The sequence below is a fragment of the Heyndrickxia coagulans 36D1 genome (genome assembly GCF_000169195.2).
Lineage (GTDB): Bacteria > Bacillota > Bacilli > Bacillales > Bacillaceae_C > Weizmannia > Weizmannia faecalis.
Window position 1 is genome coordinate 1,855,831 of sequence record NC_016023.1, and the last position, 15,900, is coordinate 1,871,730.

General features: G+C 44.0%; 13 protein-coding genes and 1 pseudogene. 11 read left to right on the forward strand and 3 right to left on the reverse strand.

All coding sequences use genetic code 11. The annotated features are described in order from the left end of the window. Window positions 1–16 precede the first annotated feature (16 nt). From BCOA_RS35560 to BCOA_RS26060, 7 genes are all read left to right on the forward strand, one after another. Window positions 17–343 (forward strand): hypothetical protein, encoded by a 327-nt coding sequence (locus BCOA_RS35560; RefSeq protein WP_014097000.1) that lies wholly within the window; start codon window positions 17–19, stop codon window positions 341–343. Further along, window positions 279–1,358, forward strand: coding sequence for an MFS transporter (locus BCOA_RS26035; RefSeq protein WP_328228210.1), 1,080 nt, complete (start codon window positions 279–281; stop codon window positions 1,356–1,358). Before BCOA_RS35560 ends, BCOA_RS26035 begins: the two co-directional genes overlap by 65 nt. Further along, window positions 1,351–2,820, forward strand: coding sequence for an amidase family protein (locus BCOA_RS26040; protein WP_014097002.1), 1,470 nt, complete (start codon window positions 1,351–1,353; stop codon window positions 2,818–2,820). The genes BCOA_RS26035 and BCOA_RS26040 overlap by 8 nt, the downstream gene beginning before the upstream one ends. Before the next feature lie 52 nt (window positions 2,821–2,872). Then, a complete protein-coding gene (locus BCOA_RS26045) occupies window positions 2,873–4,345 on the forward strand; it encodes a carboxylesterase/lipase family protein (RefSeq protein WP_014097003.1) in 1,473 nt (490 codons plus the stop codon). Between the two features lie 381 nt (window positions 4,346–4,726). Continuing rightward, complete coding sequence (locus BCOA_RS26050) at window positions 4,727–5,326, forward strand: DUF3237 family protein (RefSeq protein ID WP_014097004.1); 600 nt, start codon at window positions 4,727–4,729, stop codon at window positions 5,324–5,326. After that, window positions 5,286–6,134, forward strand: coding sequence for a PucR family transcriptional regulator (locus BCOA_RS26055; RefSeq protein WP_041818023.1), 849 nt, complete (start codon window positions 5,286–5,288; stop codon window positions 6,132–6,134). The genes BCOA_RS26050 and BCOA_RS26055 overlap by 41 nt, the downstream gene beginning before the upstream one ends. Before the next feature lie 371 nt (window positions 6,135–6,505). Then, window positions 6,506–7,927 (forward strand): C40 family peptidase, encoded by a 1,422-nt coding sequence (locus BCOA_RS26060; RefSeq protein WP_014097006.1) that lies wholly within the window; start codon window positions 6,506–6,508, stop codon window positions 7,925–7,927. 414 nt (window positions 7,928–8,341) lie between these two features. Here the strand turns inward: BCOA_RS26060 and BCOA_RS26065 are convergent. Continuing rightward, a pseudogene (locus BCOA_RS26065) lies at window positions 8,342–9,654 on the reverse strand (IS1380-like element ISBco1 family transposase). A 291-nt stretch (window positions 9,655–9,945) separates the two neighbouring features. Here BCOA_RS26065 and BCOA_RS26070 point away from each other — a divergent pair. From BCOA_RS26070 to BCOA_RS26085, 4 genes are all read left to right on the forward strand, one after another. Continuing rightward, window positions 9,946–10,524 (forward strand): HAD-IA family hydrolase, encoded by a 579-nt coding sequence (locus BCOA_RS26070; protein WP_014097008.1) that lies wholly within the window; start codon window positions 9,946–9,948, stop codon window positions 10,522–10,524. 387 nt (window positions 10,525–10,911) lie between these two features. Then, complete coding sequence (locus BCOA_RS26075; RefSeq protein ID WP_014097009.1) at window positions 10,912–11,370, forward strand: MarR family winged helix-turn-helix transcriptional regulator; 459 nt, start codon at window positions 10,912–10,914, stop codon at window positions 11,368–11,370. Window positions 11,371–11,411: 41 nt separating this feature from the next. Beyond that, window positions 11,412–13,166, forward strand: a complete 1,755-nt coding sequence (locus BCOA_RS26080; protein ID WP_014097010.1) for an ABC transporter ATP-binding protein — start codon at window positions 11,412–11,414, stop codon at window positions 13,164–13,166. After that, window positions 13,141–15,003, forward strand: a complete 1,863-nt coding sequence (locus BCOA_RS26085; protein ID WP_014097011.1) for an ABC transporter ATP-binding protein — start codon at window positions 13,141–13,143, stop codon at window positions 15,001–15,003. The genes BCOA_RS26080 and BCOA_RS26085 overlap by 26 nt, the downstream gene beginning before the upstream one ends. Before the next feature lie 52 nt (window positions 15,004–15,055). Here the strand turns inward: BCOA_RS26085 and BCOA_RS26090 are convergent, their stop codons facing one another. Then, complete coding sequence (locus BCOA_RS26090) at window positions 15,056–15,469, reverse strand: hypothetical protein (RefSeq protein WP_014097012.1); 414 nt, start codon at window positions 15,467–15,469, stop codon at window positions 15,056–15,058. A gap of 26 nt (window positions 15,470–15,495) precedes the next feature. After that, window positions 15,496–15,822: a transcriptional repressor TraM gene (locus BCOA_RS26095; RefSeq protein ID WP_014097013.1), complete on the reverse strand. Its 327-nt coding sequence runs from the start codon at window positions 15,820–15,822 to the stop codon at window positions 15,496–15,498. Window positions 15,823–15,900: the final 78 nt, after the last annotated feature.

A 15,900-nucleotide genomic window follows, 5' to 3' on the forward strand; every position in this document is an offset into this window, starting at 1 on the left:
ACATTGGAGGGTTACAATGAAAAAACCATTTGGACTCAGAGATGATGTGACGGTTCGTTCCATTGCAGAAAAAGGTAATGCCTATTTTTTCTTAATTGTGTTCATTGCAGTCCTGCCGGCATTCTTGGAAGGATTTAACGGGAATTTGTTTGGATTTGTGTCGCCCTATATTGTCGAAAAATCTGATGCACGCCCCCAACATTTTTGCCGCCTGCGTCGATTTGTGTCTCCCTATATTGTCGAAAAATGCCCACGCGTCTGTCGCTTCACTTGGACTTTTGATTACCGGAAGTTCCATTGGTCTGACATTGTTCAGCCTTGCCGGCGGATTTCTGTTCGATAAATTTTCTGTAAAAAATGCCATTTTAATTTCCGTGTCCATCTTCTCTGTGTTTACATTTTTAAGTGGTTTTTCGCATAATTTGACGATGTTGATGATCGCAAGAATTTTGGATGGGATTGGGGTTGGCATGTTTCAACCGGCAATCGCCGCCTTTTTAAGGGACATTTTCCCGGAAAAGCGTGGAAAAGCAACGGCTGCTTTTGCCATTTCCTACGGGGCGGGTATATTTGTTGCACCGTTTGTCGTTTCCCCGTTCCTGCCAAACGTCACTACACCTTTTGCCATTGTCGGGATATTATCTGCTTTATCAGTACTCGGTTGCTATTTGTTTATTCCAAAAACGTATAAAAGACTGGAAAAGCAAAAGGTTAAATTTAAAGGCGTATTAAACCGGAATGCCAACCTCATTTCGCTGTCAACCCTGTTTTACGGTGTGGCCCAGTTTGCGTTTATCGGCTTCATTTCACAATGTTTACTCAAGGTGTTACATCTTCCACCGGGACAAGCAGCTGTGATTTCCTCCATCTATGGCATTTCCGGTTTAATTTGTTCAATACCGCTTGGGATGCTGGCTGACAGGATTGGAAGAAAACATGTATTCAGGCTTACCGCCTTGCTTCTTTTCATCGGGGGTGCAGGCATATACAGTGTAGGGAGCCATGTGCTGGCGCTCAGTATATTAATGTTTGTGTTTGGCGCAGGCAGTTATTTCCCGGGCATTGCCTCCGCAATAGGGCAAGATTCTGTCAAAGAACATGTCACCGGCACGGTAACCGGATATATTTTCTTCATTTTTGGCATCGGCCAGATTTTCGGCGGGCCCCTGTTTTCTTTCCTCCTGCCGCTCGGTTTTATGAAAGCCGGTTTGATTGCGCTCGGCGTGCCAAGCCTGTTGTGCTTTTTACTCACACTCTTCACAAACAGCGGGATGCAAAGAGCTTTGCAGACTGAAAAAGACAGCCTTGATTACAATTCATTGACAAATACCCAGATTGGAGTGGAAAAAATTGATTAATCCGAAAGCATTATCATCCGGTTTTGAATTAAGCCAAAAGAATACAGATGAACTATGGCGCTGGTCGGCTGCTGAACTGGCATATGCCATCCGGACAAAACAGATTTCCTCGCGTGAAGCGGTCATGAGCTGTCTCAAAAGAATTGAAGAAGTCAATCCAAAAGTCAATGCGTTAGTAGAAGTGCTGGCTGAAGGTGCGCTTCGGGCGGCGGATGCTTCGGACCGGTCCGTATTAAAAGGGGAAGATCTCGGCCCGCTTCATGGGGTGCCGGTTGCGACCAAAATCAATACCGATCAGGCAGGCCATGTCACGACGGACGGCGTTGTTGCCTTTCAACATAACGTGGCGACAGACGACAGCCCCCCGGTCGCCCACTTACGCAAAGCAGGTGCGGTTTTCGTTGGAAGGAGCAATGTCCCTTCATTCAGCCTAAGGTGGGTTTCCAATAATGACTTGCATGGCAGCACATTAAATCCGTGGGATCCCACCCGGACACCCGGCGGTTCAAGCGGCGGGGCAGCATCGGCGGTGGCATGCGGGATGGCGCCGATCGCACAGGGGAACGATATCGGCGGCTCGATTCGGTATCCGGCATATGCATGTGGCATTACAGGTATCCGGCCTACGATCGGGCGGGTTGCAACCGGTGCCGACCTTCCAAATGGAGATCCGCCCTTGTCTCTGCAAATGAAAGTAACAGAAGGACCGTTGGCACGGAATGTTGCCGATTTAAGATTGGCGCTTTCTGTGATGTCGGCATACGATCCGCGCGATCCGGTCCACGCGAATGTTCCGTTAATCGGCGAACCGCTCAAAAAGCCGATCCGTGTCGGGCTGCTCCGCGATCCAGGCGTGGTAAAACCGGATCCGGCTGTCAATCAGGCTTTGAACGAGGCGGCTGCGTATTTAAATGACGCCGGCTATGTGGTAGAAGAAGTAGATTTGCCTTTGTTTGCCGAAGCTTATAAACTCTGGTACCTGCTCGTGCTAGAAGACTTGACCGATCTCTGGCCGGCTATTAAACAATTTGGGGATGAAGGGGCAAGGTTAAATCTGCAATATAATTACGAGGTTTCGAGACAATGGTGGGGAGAAGTCACACTTGAAAAATACCGAACAGGATATGCGCGGAGAGGGACGCTGATTATTGCATTACAGAAATTTATGGAACAATATCCGATCCTGCTCCTTCCTGTTTCGGCAGAGCAGGCGTTCAAACAAAATGAAGATATTAAAAGTATAGACAGCAACGCGCGGCTCATGGCGGCGCAATGGCCGATGATGTCCATTGCTTTACTCGGCTTTCCGGCCATCTCAGTCCCGACATCTGTAAGCGGCGGGCTGCCGACCGGGGTTCAAATTGTTGGAAGACGGTTCCGGGAAGACACGATTTTAGATGCCGCAGAAATCATTGAATCCCGGGCAAACATCCAAGTGCCAATCGACCCGCTCTTTCATTGATTCTTGTTTTTTTATCGTGATTTTCTATAGGCAGCTGAAAGAAGGGATAAAGTTGATAGCGAAAACGATAAGCAGTTCAAATATGACCTATATCGGACAAGAAGAATCCGGCGTCATTTCGTTTAAAGGGATCCCCTACGCCAAACCGCCTGTAGGAAAACGGCGATGGAAAGCACCGGAGGACCTGGACCCCGAACCAAAAAGAATCGAAGCTTTTTCATATGGCTCGCCTTGCATTCAACCGGTCGATGAAAATGAACCCTCTTCATTTGGGAATCAGTCTGAAGACTGTCTGACATTAAATATATGGACGAGAGAACTGGAAGGTGCGAAAAAGCCGGTCATGGTGTTTATTCACGGGGGCGGATTTATTGGCGGAGGTTCGAATGATCCGCTATATGACGGAAAAAGTTTTGTAAAACGAAACGATATCGTATTGGTTTCGATCAACTACCGGGTAAATATTTTTGGATTTCTTGATTTGGAAGAGCTTGGCGGGAAGGCATATGCAGACAGCAAAAATTTAGGCATATTGGACCAAATCAAAGCATTGGAATGGATTAACGCACATATTCATCTGTTTGGCGGGGATCCAGGCAATATTACGATTTTTGGCGAATCATGCGGCGGCGCAAGTGTTTCGCTACTCATGACGATTCCAAAAGCAAAAGGGCTGTTCCACAAAGTGATTGCACAAAGCGGGACGGTTAATCTTGTGAAAAATGAGGAGACGGCAAAACAAATTGGAAGAGATTTTGTAAAACTCACGGGTGCGCGTTCGGTTGAGGATTTGCTGGCATTAGACGCGGACCAACTCAGAGCGTATTGCGACCGGCTGATAGATCTTTATCAGTATAAAAGCGAGATTATGTTTGCACCGGCCGCTGACGGGAAATGGATCCCGCTCAATCCTTATCAGGAGATTGAAAACGGATGTGCTGCAGGGATCGACTGTATGATTGGCACAACAAAAGATGAGATGGCCTATTGGCGCCTGTATTACCCGGATTTGGATGATATTTTGGAAGATTATCTGAACCAGCAGCTTTCCATCATCGAGAGTATGTCCGGCATTGTTGCAGCGGCCGCACAGCACCGCAAACAAGCTAGTTCTGCTGACCTATATCAGATTGCCAACGACATATTGTTTCATATCCCGGCTATAAAATTTGCGGAATCCCAGTCCCGTTTTGCCAGTACATGGATGTATTTTTTTACCTGGTCTTCCCGGATAAAAGGGCTTGGTGCGTGCCACGCCATTGATTTGCCGTTTGTCTTTCATAACTTAAAAAGTGGGGAGTGGCTGACAGGAAAAGAGCCGCCGGTAACACTTGCTGACCGGATGCAGGATGCGTGGGTTTCTTTTGCCCGTAACGGGAACCCCGCTCATCCCGCGATTCCTGCCTGGCCGGCCTATGATCCGGATCACCGTTCCGTGATGCAAATCGATGAGAACTGGCGCTGCATCCGCGGCCACGTGCCGGAGATCCTGCGAACAAAGAAAAGTACACAGAAAGTCGAATGATTCTAAGGGATACATTGAACAGCATAAGTCATGAAAAAGGCCTGTTTATCAAAAGAATAAGGTTGATAGGACGTGTCATTTTGTATGCCAATTTCATAGAACGAGGTTTTCTGGGAAACGACCCCCACTAAAAGAGCGTGTCCCGAGTAAATGAATCCTAAACAGAAAGTCGTGTGGAGATTTTACGCACGGTTATCCCCCTTTATTTACCAAACATATCTAGTTTGGTTGTTAGGATGGGCTCTAACCTGCAAGAAGATTCTGCCTATATCCATTTGGAGGTGTGATAACTATTTGGTGTAAATTAAGTACCTACGAAATTTTGAGAATGAGCTAGAAATCGAGAGATAATTGAACTTTATTGAAGGAGGAATAATGGGAATGACCATTGGATTAGAATTTGCATTTCAAGCGTATGTGTCGATTGATGAAGATTTGACGATCGGACCTGTCCCCGGCGGAATCCGCAATATTACGCCGATCACAGGAGGCGTGTTCGAAGGCCCCGGCATAAAAGGAACGGTCATACCGGGCGGGGCGGACTGGTCATTGACAAGAGAAAACGGTGTCATTGATATTTGTGCCCGGTACACATTAAAAACGGATGATGATGTGCTGATCTATGTCATCAATAAAGGGTTGTATATTGAAAAACCCGGAGGCTTGCAGGAAAGGCCGGCTTCAAGAGAAGGAGTGGAGCCGATGCCGGAATATTTCAGAACGACCCCCGTCTTCGAAGTCTTGAATGAAAAGTATGACTGGTTAAACCGCAACATTTTCGTTTGCGATCCACTTTGTGATCATGCCGGTAAAAGGATTGGGACAAATCTGGGGATACTTATGCCTGAAATTAAAAACAGATGTAATGGACACGTACACTTCTTTTATCATGGAGCACGCCGTTCTTGCCATTTCACAAATCATGTTAAGAACGAAAACAATGGAAGAAAACAAGCGCGTTGCGGAAGAAGAGGTAGCTAGGAAACTGCTTGCGGGCAAAGACTGTGAACAGGCCGAGATGAAAGCCGTTTTGCCCGGTTATTCTGCCAGTTTGCATTTCCGGGTCATTTTATTCAAAGTTACGAAGCCACAATCCGGCACCAAAGATTGGGAAGAAACGTTGCTGCAGCTTTCCGCCATGATGAAAAACAGGATAAAAAAGAAAGGCATGCTGTCCCTTATTTCAGCTGCCAAGGACGAAATTGCAGCGATTTGCTTTTTTAAAAAGGACGAGCAGGCCAATCATGATCTTGTAACTTTTTCTGATATCCACCAATCATTGGTGCAACTCAGCATAAAGGACCGCTACAACGGCAAGCACACGATGACGGGGATCAGCAAAGCTTACAAAAATACGGCGGACGTTTGCCGGGCGTATGATGATGCGAAAAAAGTCATCTTTCTGCAACAGATCAATCTGCTTCAAGAAATTTTTTATGACAAAATCGGCATTTACCAGATCTTGCTATTAGGCGAGAAAAATGAATATGTGGAAACGTTTATCTATGACCAGCTTGGACCCGTACTGGAATATGACGCAAAAATGAATGCCTCTTTATTAACAACACTTGAAGTTTACCTGAAAAACAGGGGGAGGAAAAAAGAAATGGCAAATGAACTGTTTATCGTCAGGCAGACGCTTTACCACCGCCTTGAAAAAATAGAAGAACTGCTCGGCTATCAATTTATGGAGCCGGCCCGCAGGCTTGCGCTTGAAACGGCGATTCTCGCTTATCATATTTATCAATCCGGCCATACGCACTTCAACCTGGAAGATTATCAATTGTAATGGGGGTGATGACCGCCTGTTCCTTCGCCAGACAGTGTGGCAGCAATCTGCTGGTCCCTTCCACCAGCCGCATTTTTTCAAGAATGCAGGGAACATTCACCTACACAACGGAATGCCTCCGCGCTGCCAAAGCGGGAGGATTTTTTGTGGATTGAATACAATTGTGACCTTTTTCCTATATAAATTGGTTTTATCACAACTATATTCCTAAAATGGTAAATTTTCTATGAGATTACAGTTGAATTACGTTTTCATAGAATGATTGAAAGTGGCAATATATTTTTTTAAAATAGGGTTTGTGAGTGAAACAAACCATGACCCTTAATATATAGCCAATGAAAATTTTTTTAAACATCCAGGAGGTTTCAATCTTGACTCGAAAAAAAGTATTGTCTGTTACAGCCGGCATGACATTAGCGTCTTTAATTGTAGGTTCTGCATCAACGGAAGCAGCTACATACACGGTCAAAAAAGGAGATTCGTTGTGGAAAATATCCCAACAATATCACACAACGGTTTCCCAAATTAAAAATGATAACCATCTGACAGGCGATATTATTTATCCGAATCAGAAATTTAAGGTGCCGTCTCAAACACCAAAAAAATATAAAATTGTATCAGGAGACACGCTTTCCGGCATTGCCAAAAAATACGGTGTCAAAGTATCTCAACTGAAAGAGTGGAACAACTTAAGCTCTGATTTAATTTATGCCGGAGATACCCTGAAAATTAACAGTTCTTCCGCTACGGTCAGCAGCACTGCCAATAGCACTGGAAATAGTACTTCAAATAGTACTTCAAACAGTATTGCAAATAGTAATTCCAATAGCGCTGCCAACAACAGCACTGCCAACAGCAGTACTGCAAACAACACCGCCAAAAGTGCTGCAACGCAAAAAAGCACTGCGCCAAACGGCACCTATCAAATTGTGAAAGGCGACACGCTTTCCGGCGTTGCGCAAAAATTCGGCGTGACCGTTTCTCAATTGAAAGAATGGAACCATTTAAGCTCTGATTGGATTGTTGCCGGCAGTGCTTTAAAAGTGGACGGCCCATCCAGTGCGGTCAGCAGCTCGAATGGAAGCAGCACGCAATCCAATCAATCGTCTGGCGCCGCAAGCAGCTCTTCTAACGCAGGAAGCGCAAGTTCACAGACAAGCGGCTCGTCCAGCACGCAAAGCAGTTCGTCCAACAATTCGGGCAGCACAACCAACAGTACGCAATCCAGTCAATCGTCCAATGCTCAAAGCAGTTCACAAGCAAGCGGCTCAACCAGCAGCTCACAATCCAGTCAGTCGTCCAGTGCTCAAAGCAATTCGTCTAACGCTGGAAGCAGCTCATCCAGCTCTGCAAGCACAAGCAGCTCACAAGCAAGCAGCTCAAGAGCAGTTTCTAAAAACACGGTATCATCAAGTTCAAATTCGGGCTCTTACAGCGGGTCCGCAGTGGCGCAAATTGCACAAAAATACATCGGCGCACCGTACCGTTTTGGCGGAACTACGCCATCCGGATTTGACTGCAGCGGCTTCGTATTCTATGTATACAACCAGGCCGGCAAATCCATTGGCCGCCAGACTGCAGCAGGGTACTATGGCAGCTCTTACCAAGTAAGCAGCCCGCAGCCGGGAGATCTTATCTTCTTCCAAGATACCTATAAAAGCGGCATCTCGGATGTCGGCATCTATCTCGGAAACAACCAGTTTATCTCTGATTCAGACAAGAGCGTCTCAATAAAAAGTTTAAGCAACCCTTATTGGAAATCTCATTTCAACAGCATCAGGAGATTCTATTAAGGTGAAAAAAGTCGGCGGTATGCTAAGCCGCTCCGTGTTGAGATGTAAAACATCAATTAACACGGCAAAAAACAGAAATAGCAATACAATTCGTCAATAAAAAAGTCTAAAAGCGTGGCTAGTACTAGCCACGCTTTTAACATTGGTTTCAGGTACAAATTCAGATTGAAGATTAGTATTGCATTACTGAACGACTACATAACCAAAAGAGAACATTCAACCTGAAATATTCATAGCTACAAATCCCATTTGATAAATTTTGTTAAATTAGTTGAAAATAACGGTATTTAATTAAGAGCAGTAGCCAATTCATAAAATAACTGAATTTTCAATAGAACAACTCTGGTATTTTGGGCATACTTGCCCCTTGACTGAAAAATTTATTTTTTTCAGTTATGAGAAGTATTCTATTGGTCATTCCAATTGTAGCTTTTGAATTCGATTCAGTACATCCCAAAAGAAATTTTGATACACAAAACTCGGATGTGTTTGAAGTAAAGGGATCTGCCTGATTTCACGACTTTACTTGCCGCTTTAATTAACCGAGTACGTATCGTATCAATTTGCATAGTTTTTTGACCTTCCGGAAAACAAAGAGTTCGTAACCAATTGGTCAAATTATATGCAAGAAGTGTTAACATCATTTTTACTTCGTTCACTAGAAAAGCGTGGCTATTCATATGATCAAAGTAAAAGCCATTTTTTGCTTCTTTGATATAGTTTTCCATCGTCCCTCTTTTTTGATAAGCTCGGACGATATCTTGAGGGAAAGCTAATTCAAAGTTAGTAACAAAAAAAGAATGGGTAAAGAACAGCTCACCTGCAGGACGTACCGATTGAATAATCACCCTTCTTGGTTTTGACCATGATTTTGCTTGGTAAATCGTTTCTTCATAATAGGTTTCCGTCTTGGAAACATCTAAAGGTGCGGAAGAAGGATGGTATTCTTTCGCTAAACTTTGTAGTTGTGAATTCGATTTCAACCGAATAATATACAAAACAGATTCTTCTTCACACAGATCGTATAATCCCGGAACAGCAAACCCGCTATCTCCACGAAGAAACAGGGGAGTTTCCGGAAACATTTCGTTATAATGTTTAATGAGAGGCCGAATAAATTCCACCACACCATTTGATGTATAAACATTTCCGGGACGGAGTTGTGCTTTCAAAAAGTCACCAGTCGCACCATCAAAGGCGACTAATGGATGAAAACCCATCGTGCCATAATGAGTATTATATGACGAAGATTCTTGGTCCCCATATGTATCCGAATGAGTCGAATCCAAGTCGATAAATAACTCTTTCGATTGTCGAAAACAATGAATCTTATCAAGCATTTCTTGGTTAGCCAGATTTAATTGTTCAATTGAATCTTTATCAAATCGTGTATAAAAGCGAGACAAACTGGGCTGGGAAGCAAGTGTTGGAGTTTCAATGATTTCCTTAAACACAGGATCATGAGTCAACTGATCAGCCGCATCATCTTCCGCATACCCGGCAATGATTTGATAGACTTTTTGACGTAACAAGTTTTCATTTGAATGAAGATAATATTTCCTTGAATCGTTAAGTCTCAAGTACTTAACTAAAATCTTTGAAAAACCAATTTTTTCATCGAATTCTCTAAAAAGAAACTCACCTGTATCGGAGGAAAGAGAACCTCCATCATTTGACAATTTAATTTTATGATTGAAATCAAGTGTTTTTTGCGTTAAAGTAACCATATAAAGAGTCCTTTCTGTTTGGTTTTTGTTTTGGTTACTTTAACTTTAACAGAAATGGATTCTTTTTTCATTTTTTTAATGAATTACAATAAAGCCGAAAAGGCTTGGTAATCCATAAGTTATAATAAGTTTCTGAATTTCTGTGAATAATTCAGGTTCAAAAAAGAAATTCAATATAGTGTCGGCATCTATGCTGTAATGGATATCCTTCAGTCATTTTATTTGGTTTTGAAACCTTGATAAAATGAGTTGAAGCATTTATGTTAAAATATACATAAAAGGGTGATTTAATTGAACATTTTATGGGACTTCGATGGAACATTATTTGATACTTATCCTGTATATACCAACATTTTCTCTCAAGTATTGGGAGAAACAGTAGATAAACGGGAAATCTATGGGAAACTGAAAATTTCCTACTCACACGCAATTCATTTTTATGACATTTCAAGTGAACAAGAAGAGGAGATAAAAAAGTTAAAGAAAAATATATCTCCAGAAGATATGAAACCATTTAATGGTGTAGAAGGAATTTTAAATTTCGCAAATAAAAATGTTATTGTCACACACAAGTCTAGGGAAGGTGTTGTCGGCATCCTAAAATATTATGGATGGGATAAATACTTTGTAGATATGGTTACGATTGACGATGGGTTCCCTCGTAAACCTAACCCATCAGCTTACAAACATCTGCACGAAAAATATAGAATCGACCTAGCGATTGGGGATAGAGAATTGGATTTATTACCCGCCAAAGAACTGGGAATTTCAACGTGTATCTTTCAAAATCAAACGGATATTGCAGATTACCAATTACAGGACTACACTGAATTTTTCAATACAAATATTCCTGAAAAATTGAACATGTGACTGATAATGGTAAGTTGAAGTGGTGTTCGGATGAGGTAAACAAGTTGCGTTCTTCATAACGATCCATTCGGCAGCGAAAACCCAAGCTCATTTTATATTAGATATTATAGAGGAACCGAATCTTGGTTCTTTTTTTTAAGCAGGGGATCAGGCCGGAATATCTTAAAATAGATGCCGAGAAAGTGATCAAAGCAGCAAAAGAGACAACTTTGACGGTTGTATCAAAGTAATTTTAATTATGTTCACACGAAAAAGGGCTGTCTACCCGGTAATTCCTGGAATTGGGAAACAACTGGAATGCTTATCTTTTTCTTGATGCAGGCTTTACAATCTCCCAATTACTTTAGTAAACTAAATAAAGTAATAGCTTTCAGGAGGCGTTCCATTATGGAAGATAGCAAAATGGACCAGTTCCTTACGCATTGGCGGTATATTAACCGGCATCTGCGGGAAGGGCGGCTGGCAAATGAAGATAAGAAGATTACACGTTTACAGTGGATATTGTTGCGGCATGTTGGCAGGTCCGGGCAGTGTACGATGGGAAGCCTTGCCGAACATTTCAATGTCAGCATGAGCACGGTCTCGCAAATGATCGACCGGCTTGAAAAATGGGGATATGCCCGGCGCGTGACGTCAGCCCGTGATGGCCGCGTGAAAATGGTGTCCTTGACAGAAAAAGGAGAAGCAATCATCAACGAAGCAAAAACCGCTTATCTCCAGCAGCTGAGCAATGGATTAAGCAAATTTTCAGAAGAGGAGCAGGAACTGTTTATTGGATTTCTGCAGCGGCTGGCTGAGAATTTAAAAGTGTCAAAAGGCGATCCCCAGACGGATAAAAAAGCGTAAGCAGAAATGATTTCCGCAATGTTAAAAGGTGGAATGGTCCGATGCATTTTTTAAACAAGTATACCAAAAAGTACTGGAAACTTTTTAGTACGGCTGTTTTCTTTTTAATGTGTGAAGCGCTCTGCGATTTGATGCAGCCTGCGATCCTGTCAAAAATTATTGATGTCGGCGTGACATCCAGGAATATGCCATATGTGTTAAAGATGGGCGGCGTGATGTTATTCATCACAGCGTGCGGGGCGGTTGCCGCCTCATTAAGGAGCACGCTCGCAAGCATCGTGTCGCAAAACTTTGGGGCGGAATTGCGGTCGGATTTGTTCCGAAAAATCCAGGCACTTTCTTTCCAAAACATCAATCGATTTGACCGGGCCTCACTCATTACAAGGCTGACCAATGATGTCACCCAGGTACAGAGCTTTATCAATGGTTTAATGCGCATGTTTGTCAAAGCGCCACTACTTGCAATCGGCGCTTTGATCATGGCAGTCCGGCTTGACCCGCAGCTTTCTGTGGTGCTGGCAGTTGTTGTGCCAATTGTCATCATTTTTATTATAGCGAACATGCGATTGGGCTTTCCGCTGTTTATGAAAGTGCAAAAAGCGCTCGACCGCGTGAACGGCATCATGAGGGAATATTTATCCGGTGTCCGTGTCGTGAAGGCTTTTAACCAGTTTCAATTTGAAGTGGAGAAATTCAGCGTGGCAAACCGCCGTCTGCGAGAACGCTCGACTTCTTCAATCCGGATCATGTCCATTTTCAGCCCGGCGATCTTGCTTACAGTCAATTTCGGCATTGTCGCGATTTTATGGATGGGCGGCTTCGGGGTGAACAATGGTACCATGAAAGTCGGCCATATTATTGCTTTTATCAATTATATGACGCAAATTTCAACCTCGTTGATGATGATTTCCATGGTGTTTAACATGTTTGTCCGGGCAAGGGCCTCCACTTTTCGGATCGGTGAAGTATTTGCCGTTGAAGAAAAAACCTTCCCGAACAGATTGAAGCATGAAGTAATGGCTGAAAGAGGGAGAATTGATTTTGAAAATGTCACTTTTTCCTATACCGGACGGGGAGAAGATGCAGTTTTGAAAAATATCACGTTTACCATTTATCCGGGTGAAACTGTCGGCATTATTGGCTCAACCGGATCGGGAAAAAGCACCCTGGTGAATCTCATTCCGCGCTTTTACGATGTAACAGGCGGGTCCCTTAAAGTGGATGGGATGGATGTCCGGGATTTTCACCCGCACGATCTGCGTGAAAAAATTGCGCTCGTTCCGCAGAAAAACATTCTTTTTACCGGCAGCGTCCGTGAAAATATTCAATGGGGAAATGACCGGGCAGGAATGGATGAGATCGAACGGGCTGCGAGACTGGCAGAGGCACATGACTTCATTGCGGCCGCGCCTGAAGGCTATGATACGATGATTGGCCAGAGCGGCGTCAATTTTTCCGGTGGGCAGAAGCAGCGCATTTCGATTGCCCGTGCATTGGTGAGACATCCGGAAATCCTCATTCTTGACGATAGTACAAGTGCGGTGGATGTTGCAACTGAAATGCGGATCAAGGCAGCGTTAAAAAGATATGCAAAGGGGATGACTTGCCTTTTGATTGCCCAGCGCATTACTTCTGTGATGGACACGGATAAAATAATCGTGTTGGAGAAAGGAGAAGTTGCCGGCCTGGGCACGCATGAGGAGCTTCTCAGAGCCTCTCACGTTTATCAGGAAATTTATCAATCGCAAATGGGTAAGGAAGTGTTGCAGGATGGCCGGACAAACGAACAGATATAAGGGAAATCAGGCACCGGGGCCTTTTTTGCGGATGGTCCGTCCGGGCGGGGGAGGCGCGGCACGGTTCAGAGGCCCGGTCGAGAAACCAAAGCAGTTTAAAGGGACGTTAAAAAGGCTTTGGGCTTATTTTGGCAGGGAAAGAAACGGGCTGTCCGTCATTCTTGCATTGATTGTGGCCGACTCTGTCCTTACATTGTGCATCCCCTATTTTATCGGCAGGGCCGTTGATGCCATGCCACCGGGCAGAAAGGTCCATTTTAACCTGCTTGAAATCATGATTTTTGTGCTTACAGCGGCTTATATTGCAGATGCTGTCTTAACCTTTTTACAAGGTTGGCTTGTGGCCGGTGTTTCGCAACGGATTGTGCAGCGTTTGCGCAGCCATCTGTTTCAAAAGCTGCAAAAACTCCCGGTTTCTTTTTTTGACGCGAGAACCCACGGTGAACTGATGAGCCGGCTGTCGAATGACATAGACAACGTGAGCAATACCATTTCCCAATCGACAACGCAGCTCATGTCGGGGGTCATTGCCCTTCTCGGTACACTCATGATGATGATCATTTTAAGTCCGGTTTTAACGGTTGCAAGCCTGTGTACGGTTCCACTCGTGTTTTTGCTGACGCGGACAATTGCTAAGCGAACTTCAGTGCTGTTTAAAAATAACCAGGCGGAACTCGGCCGGTTAAACGGGCATATTGAAGAAACGATTTCGGGGATTGAGGTGGTCAAAGCTTTTAACCATGAAGAAAAGGCAATCAAGAAGTTTGAAGAGGTGAACCAGTCCTTGCTTAAGGTCGGGCTGAGGGCGCAAATTTGGTCTGGGTTTCTCATGCCACTTATGAACGTGATTAACAACTTTGGGTTTGCAATGGTTGCGGTTGTCGGCGGGGTGCTGGCTTTAAAAGGCATGATTACCGTGGGCGTAATCGCAAGTTTTCTGACATATTCCCGGCAGTTTGTGCGGCCGCTCAATAATTTGGCGAATATTTTTAACGTCCTGCAGTCAGGGGTTGCCGGAGCTGAGCGGGTTTTTGACATACTGGATGAAAAAGAAGAGGCGGAAGATGCAAGAGAGGCGATCGTGCTCCAGGATCCAAAAGGCCATGTTGTGTTTGAAAATGTCAGCTTCGGGTATCGCGAGGACGTTCCGATTATAAAAAATATCAGCTTTGAGGCAAAGCCGGGCACACGTACAGCGCTGGTCGGGCCTACCGGAGCCGGAAAAACGACGATTGTAAACCTTTTGACCCGGTTTTACGATGTCACGGAAGGCCGGATTTCAATTGATGGCACGGATATCCGGAAGTATACACGAGACAGCCTGAGAAGAAGTTTTGGCTTTGTCCTTCAGGATACGTATTTATTTGCAGGTACCATTAAGGAAAATATCAAATACGGAAATCCTAAAGCGACGGATGAAGAAGTTGAAGAAGCGGCCCGGCTTGCCCATGCCGATATTTTTATCAACCGGATGCCCGATAAATATGAAACCATTTTGTCGGAAAACGGGGGCAACTTGAGCCAGGGGCAGCGCCAGCTTTTGGCCATCGCAAGGGTTTTTCTGGCAAAGCCAGCATTGCTGATATTGGATGAGGCAACAAGCAGCATCGATACACGGACAGAACGTTTTATCCAGGATGCGCTCCTTTCGATGATGGAGGGACGCACGAGTTTCATCATCGCCCACCGCCTGAATACAATCCGCGATGCCGATCATATCATGGTCATCGACCACGGGCAAATCATCGAGCAAGGCAGCCATGACGAACTAATGGCACACCGCGGCCGGTATTATCATATGTTTTATAACCAATTTAAAAATGTGGGAGAGGGGTAGGGGGAATGGCTGTTAGCGCCAAATCGTCTACTGAAGTATTTGGCGCTTTGATTTATCCATCGTTTTCTTCCTCCCAATGATCTGGCGACTCTTCTAACCTTATTCTTGCGGTATAATATATGCTGTCTCCTTGCTTCCCTTTAGCATTTCTTAAGCCAACTGCAAGTTTAAAAACATCATAGAAATCAGCATCGTATCGATATATAAATCGATCATCACGGGTGAATTTTCTTGGGGGTTTTTTCATGGAGAAAAAATCTATCCGGCTCCAATCCTGAAGCTGATACATTAATCTAGTGTTGGGCAGATATGGATTCTTCATTGCGATTTGGATAGCTTTATCATATTGTGTTAAGAATTCATCAAACTGGTCTTCTGTCATTTCCTGTGCAATTTTCACTAAATCAATTGAAATGATTTCCGGATGAAACAATATACGCCGGATTGGAAAGTCTTCATTTTTCATCTTTGAATTTCCAACCTTTCTCTGCCTTATCTTTTAACCACAAGATCCTTTAGTTGCTCAATTCCTTTATATTCAATAAATTTTGATGGGTCGGTTTTCGAACGTTTTCCATACTTTTTGTTAATTTCGTGCATTTCATCAGGGGATATGTTATTCTGCTCGTTTAAATGGCTGGATTCCTCAATGCGTAGACGTTCTATTTCTTTTAATACATTTCGATACCATCTAATTGATTTAGACAAGGATTCTAGTTCTTCCGGATTTAGGCCCTCAACAAATTGAAGCAGTTCCGCTTTATTCTCTTGCTCGATCTTGTCAAAAAGCTGATCCACTTTCTGTGCAGATTCAGACATGCTGAACACCTCCCATGATACATTCCCTCCATTCATATTATATCCTAATCCAGACTTGGAATGAAATAGCACCTGTCC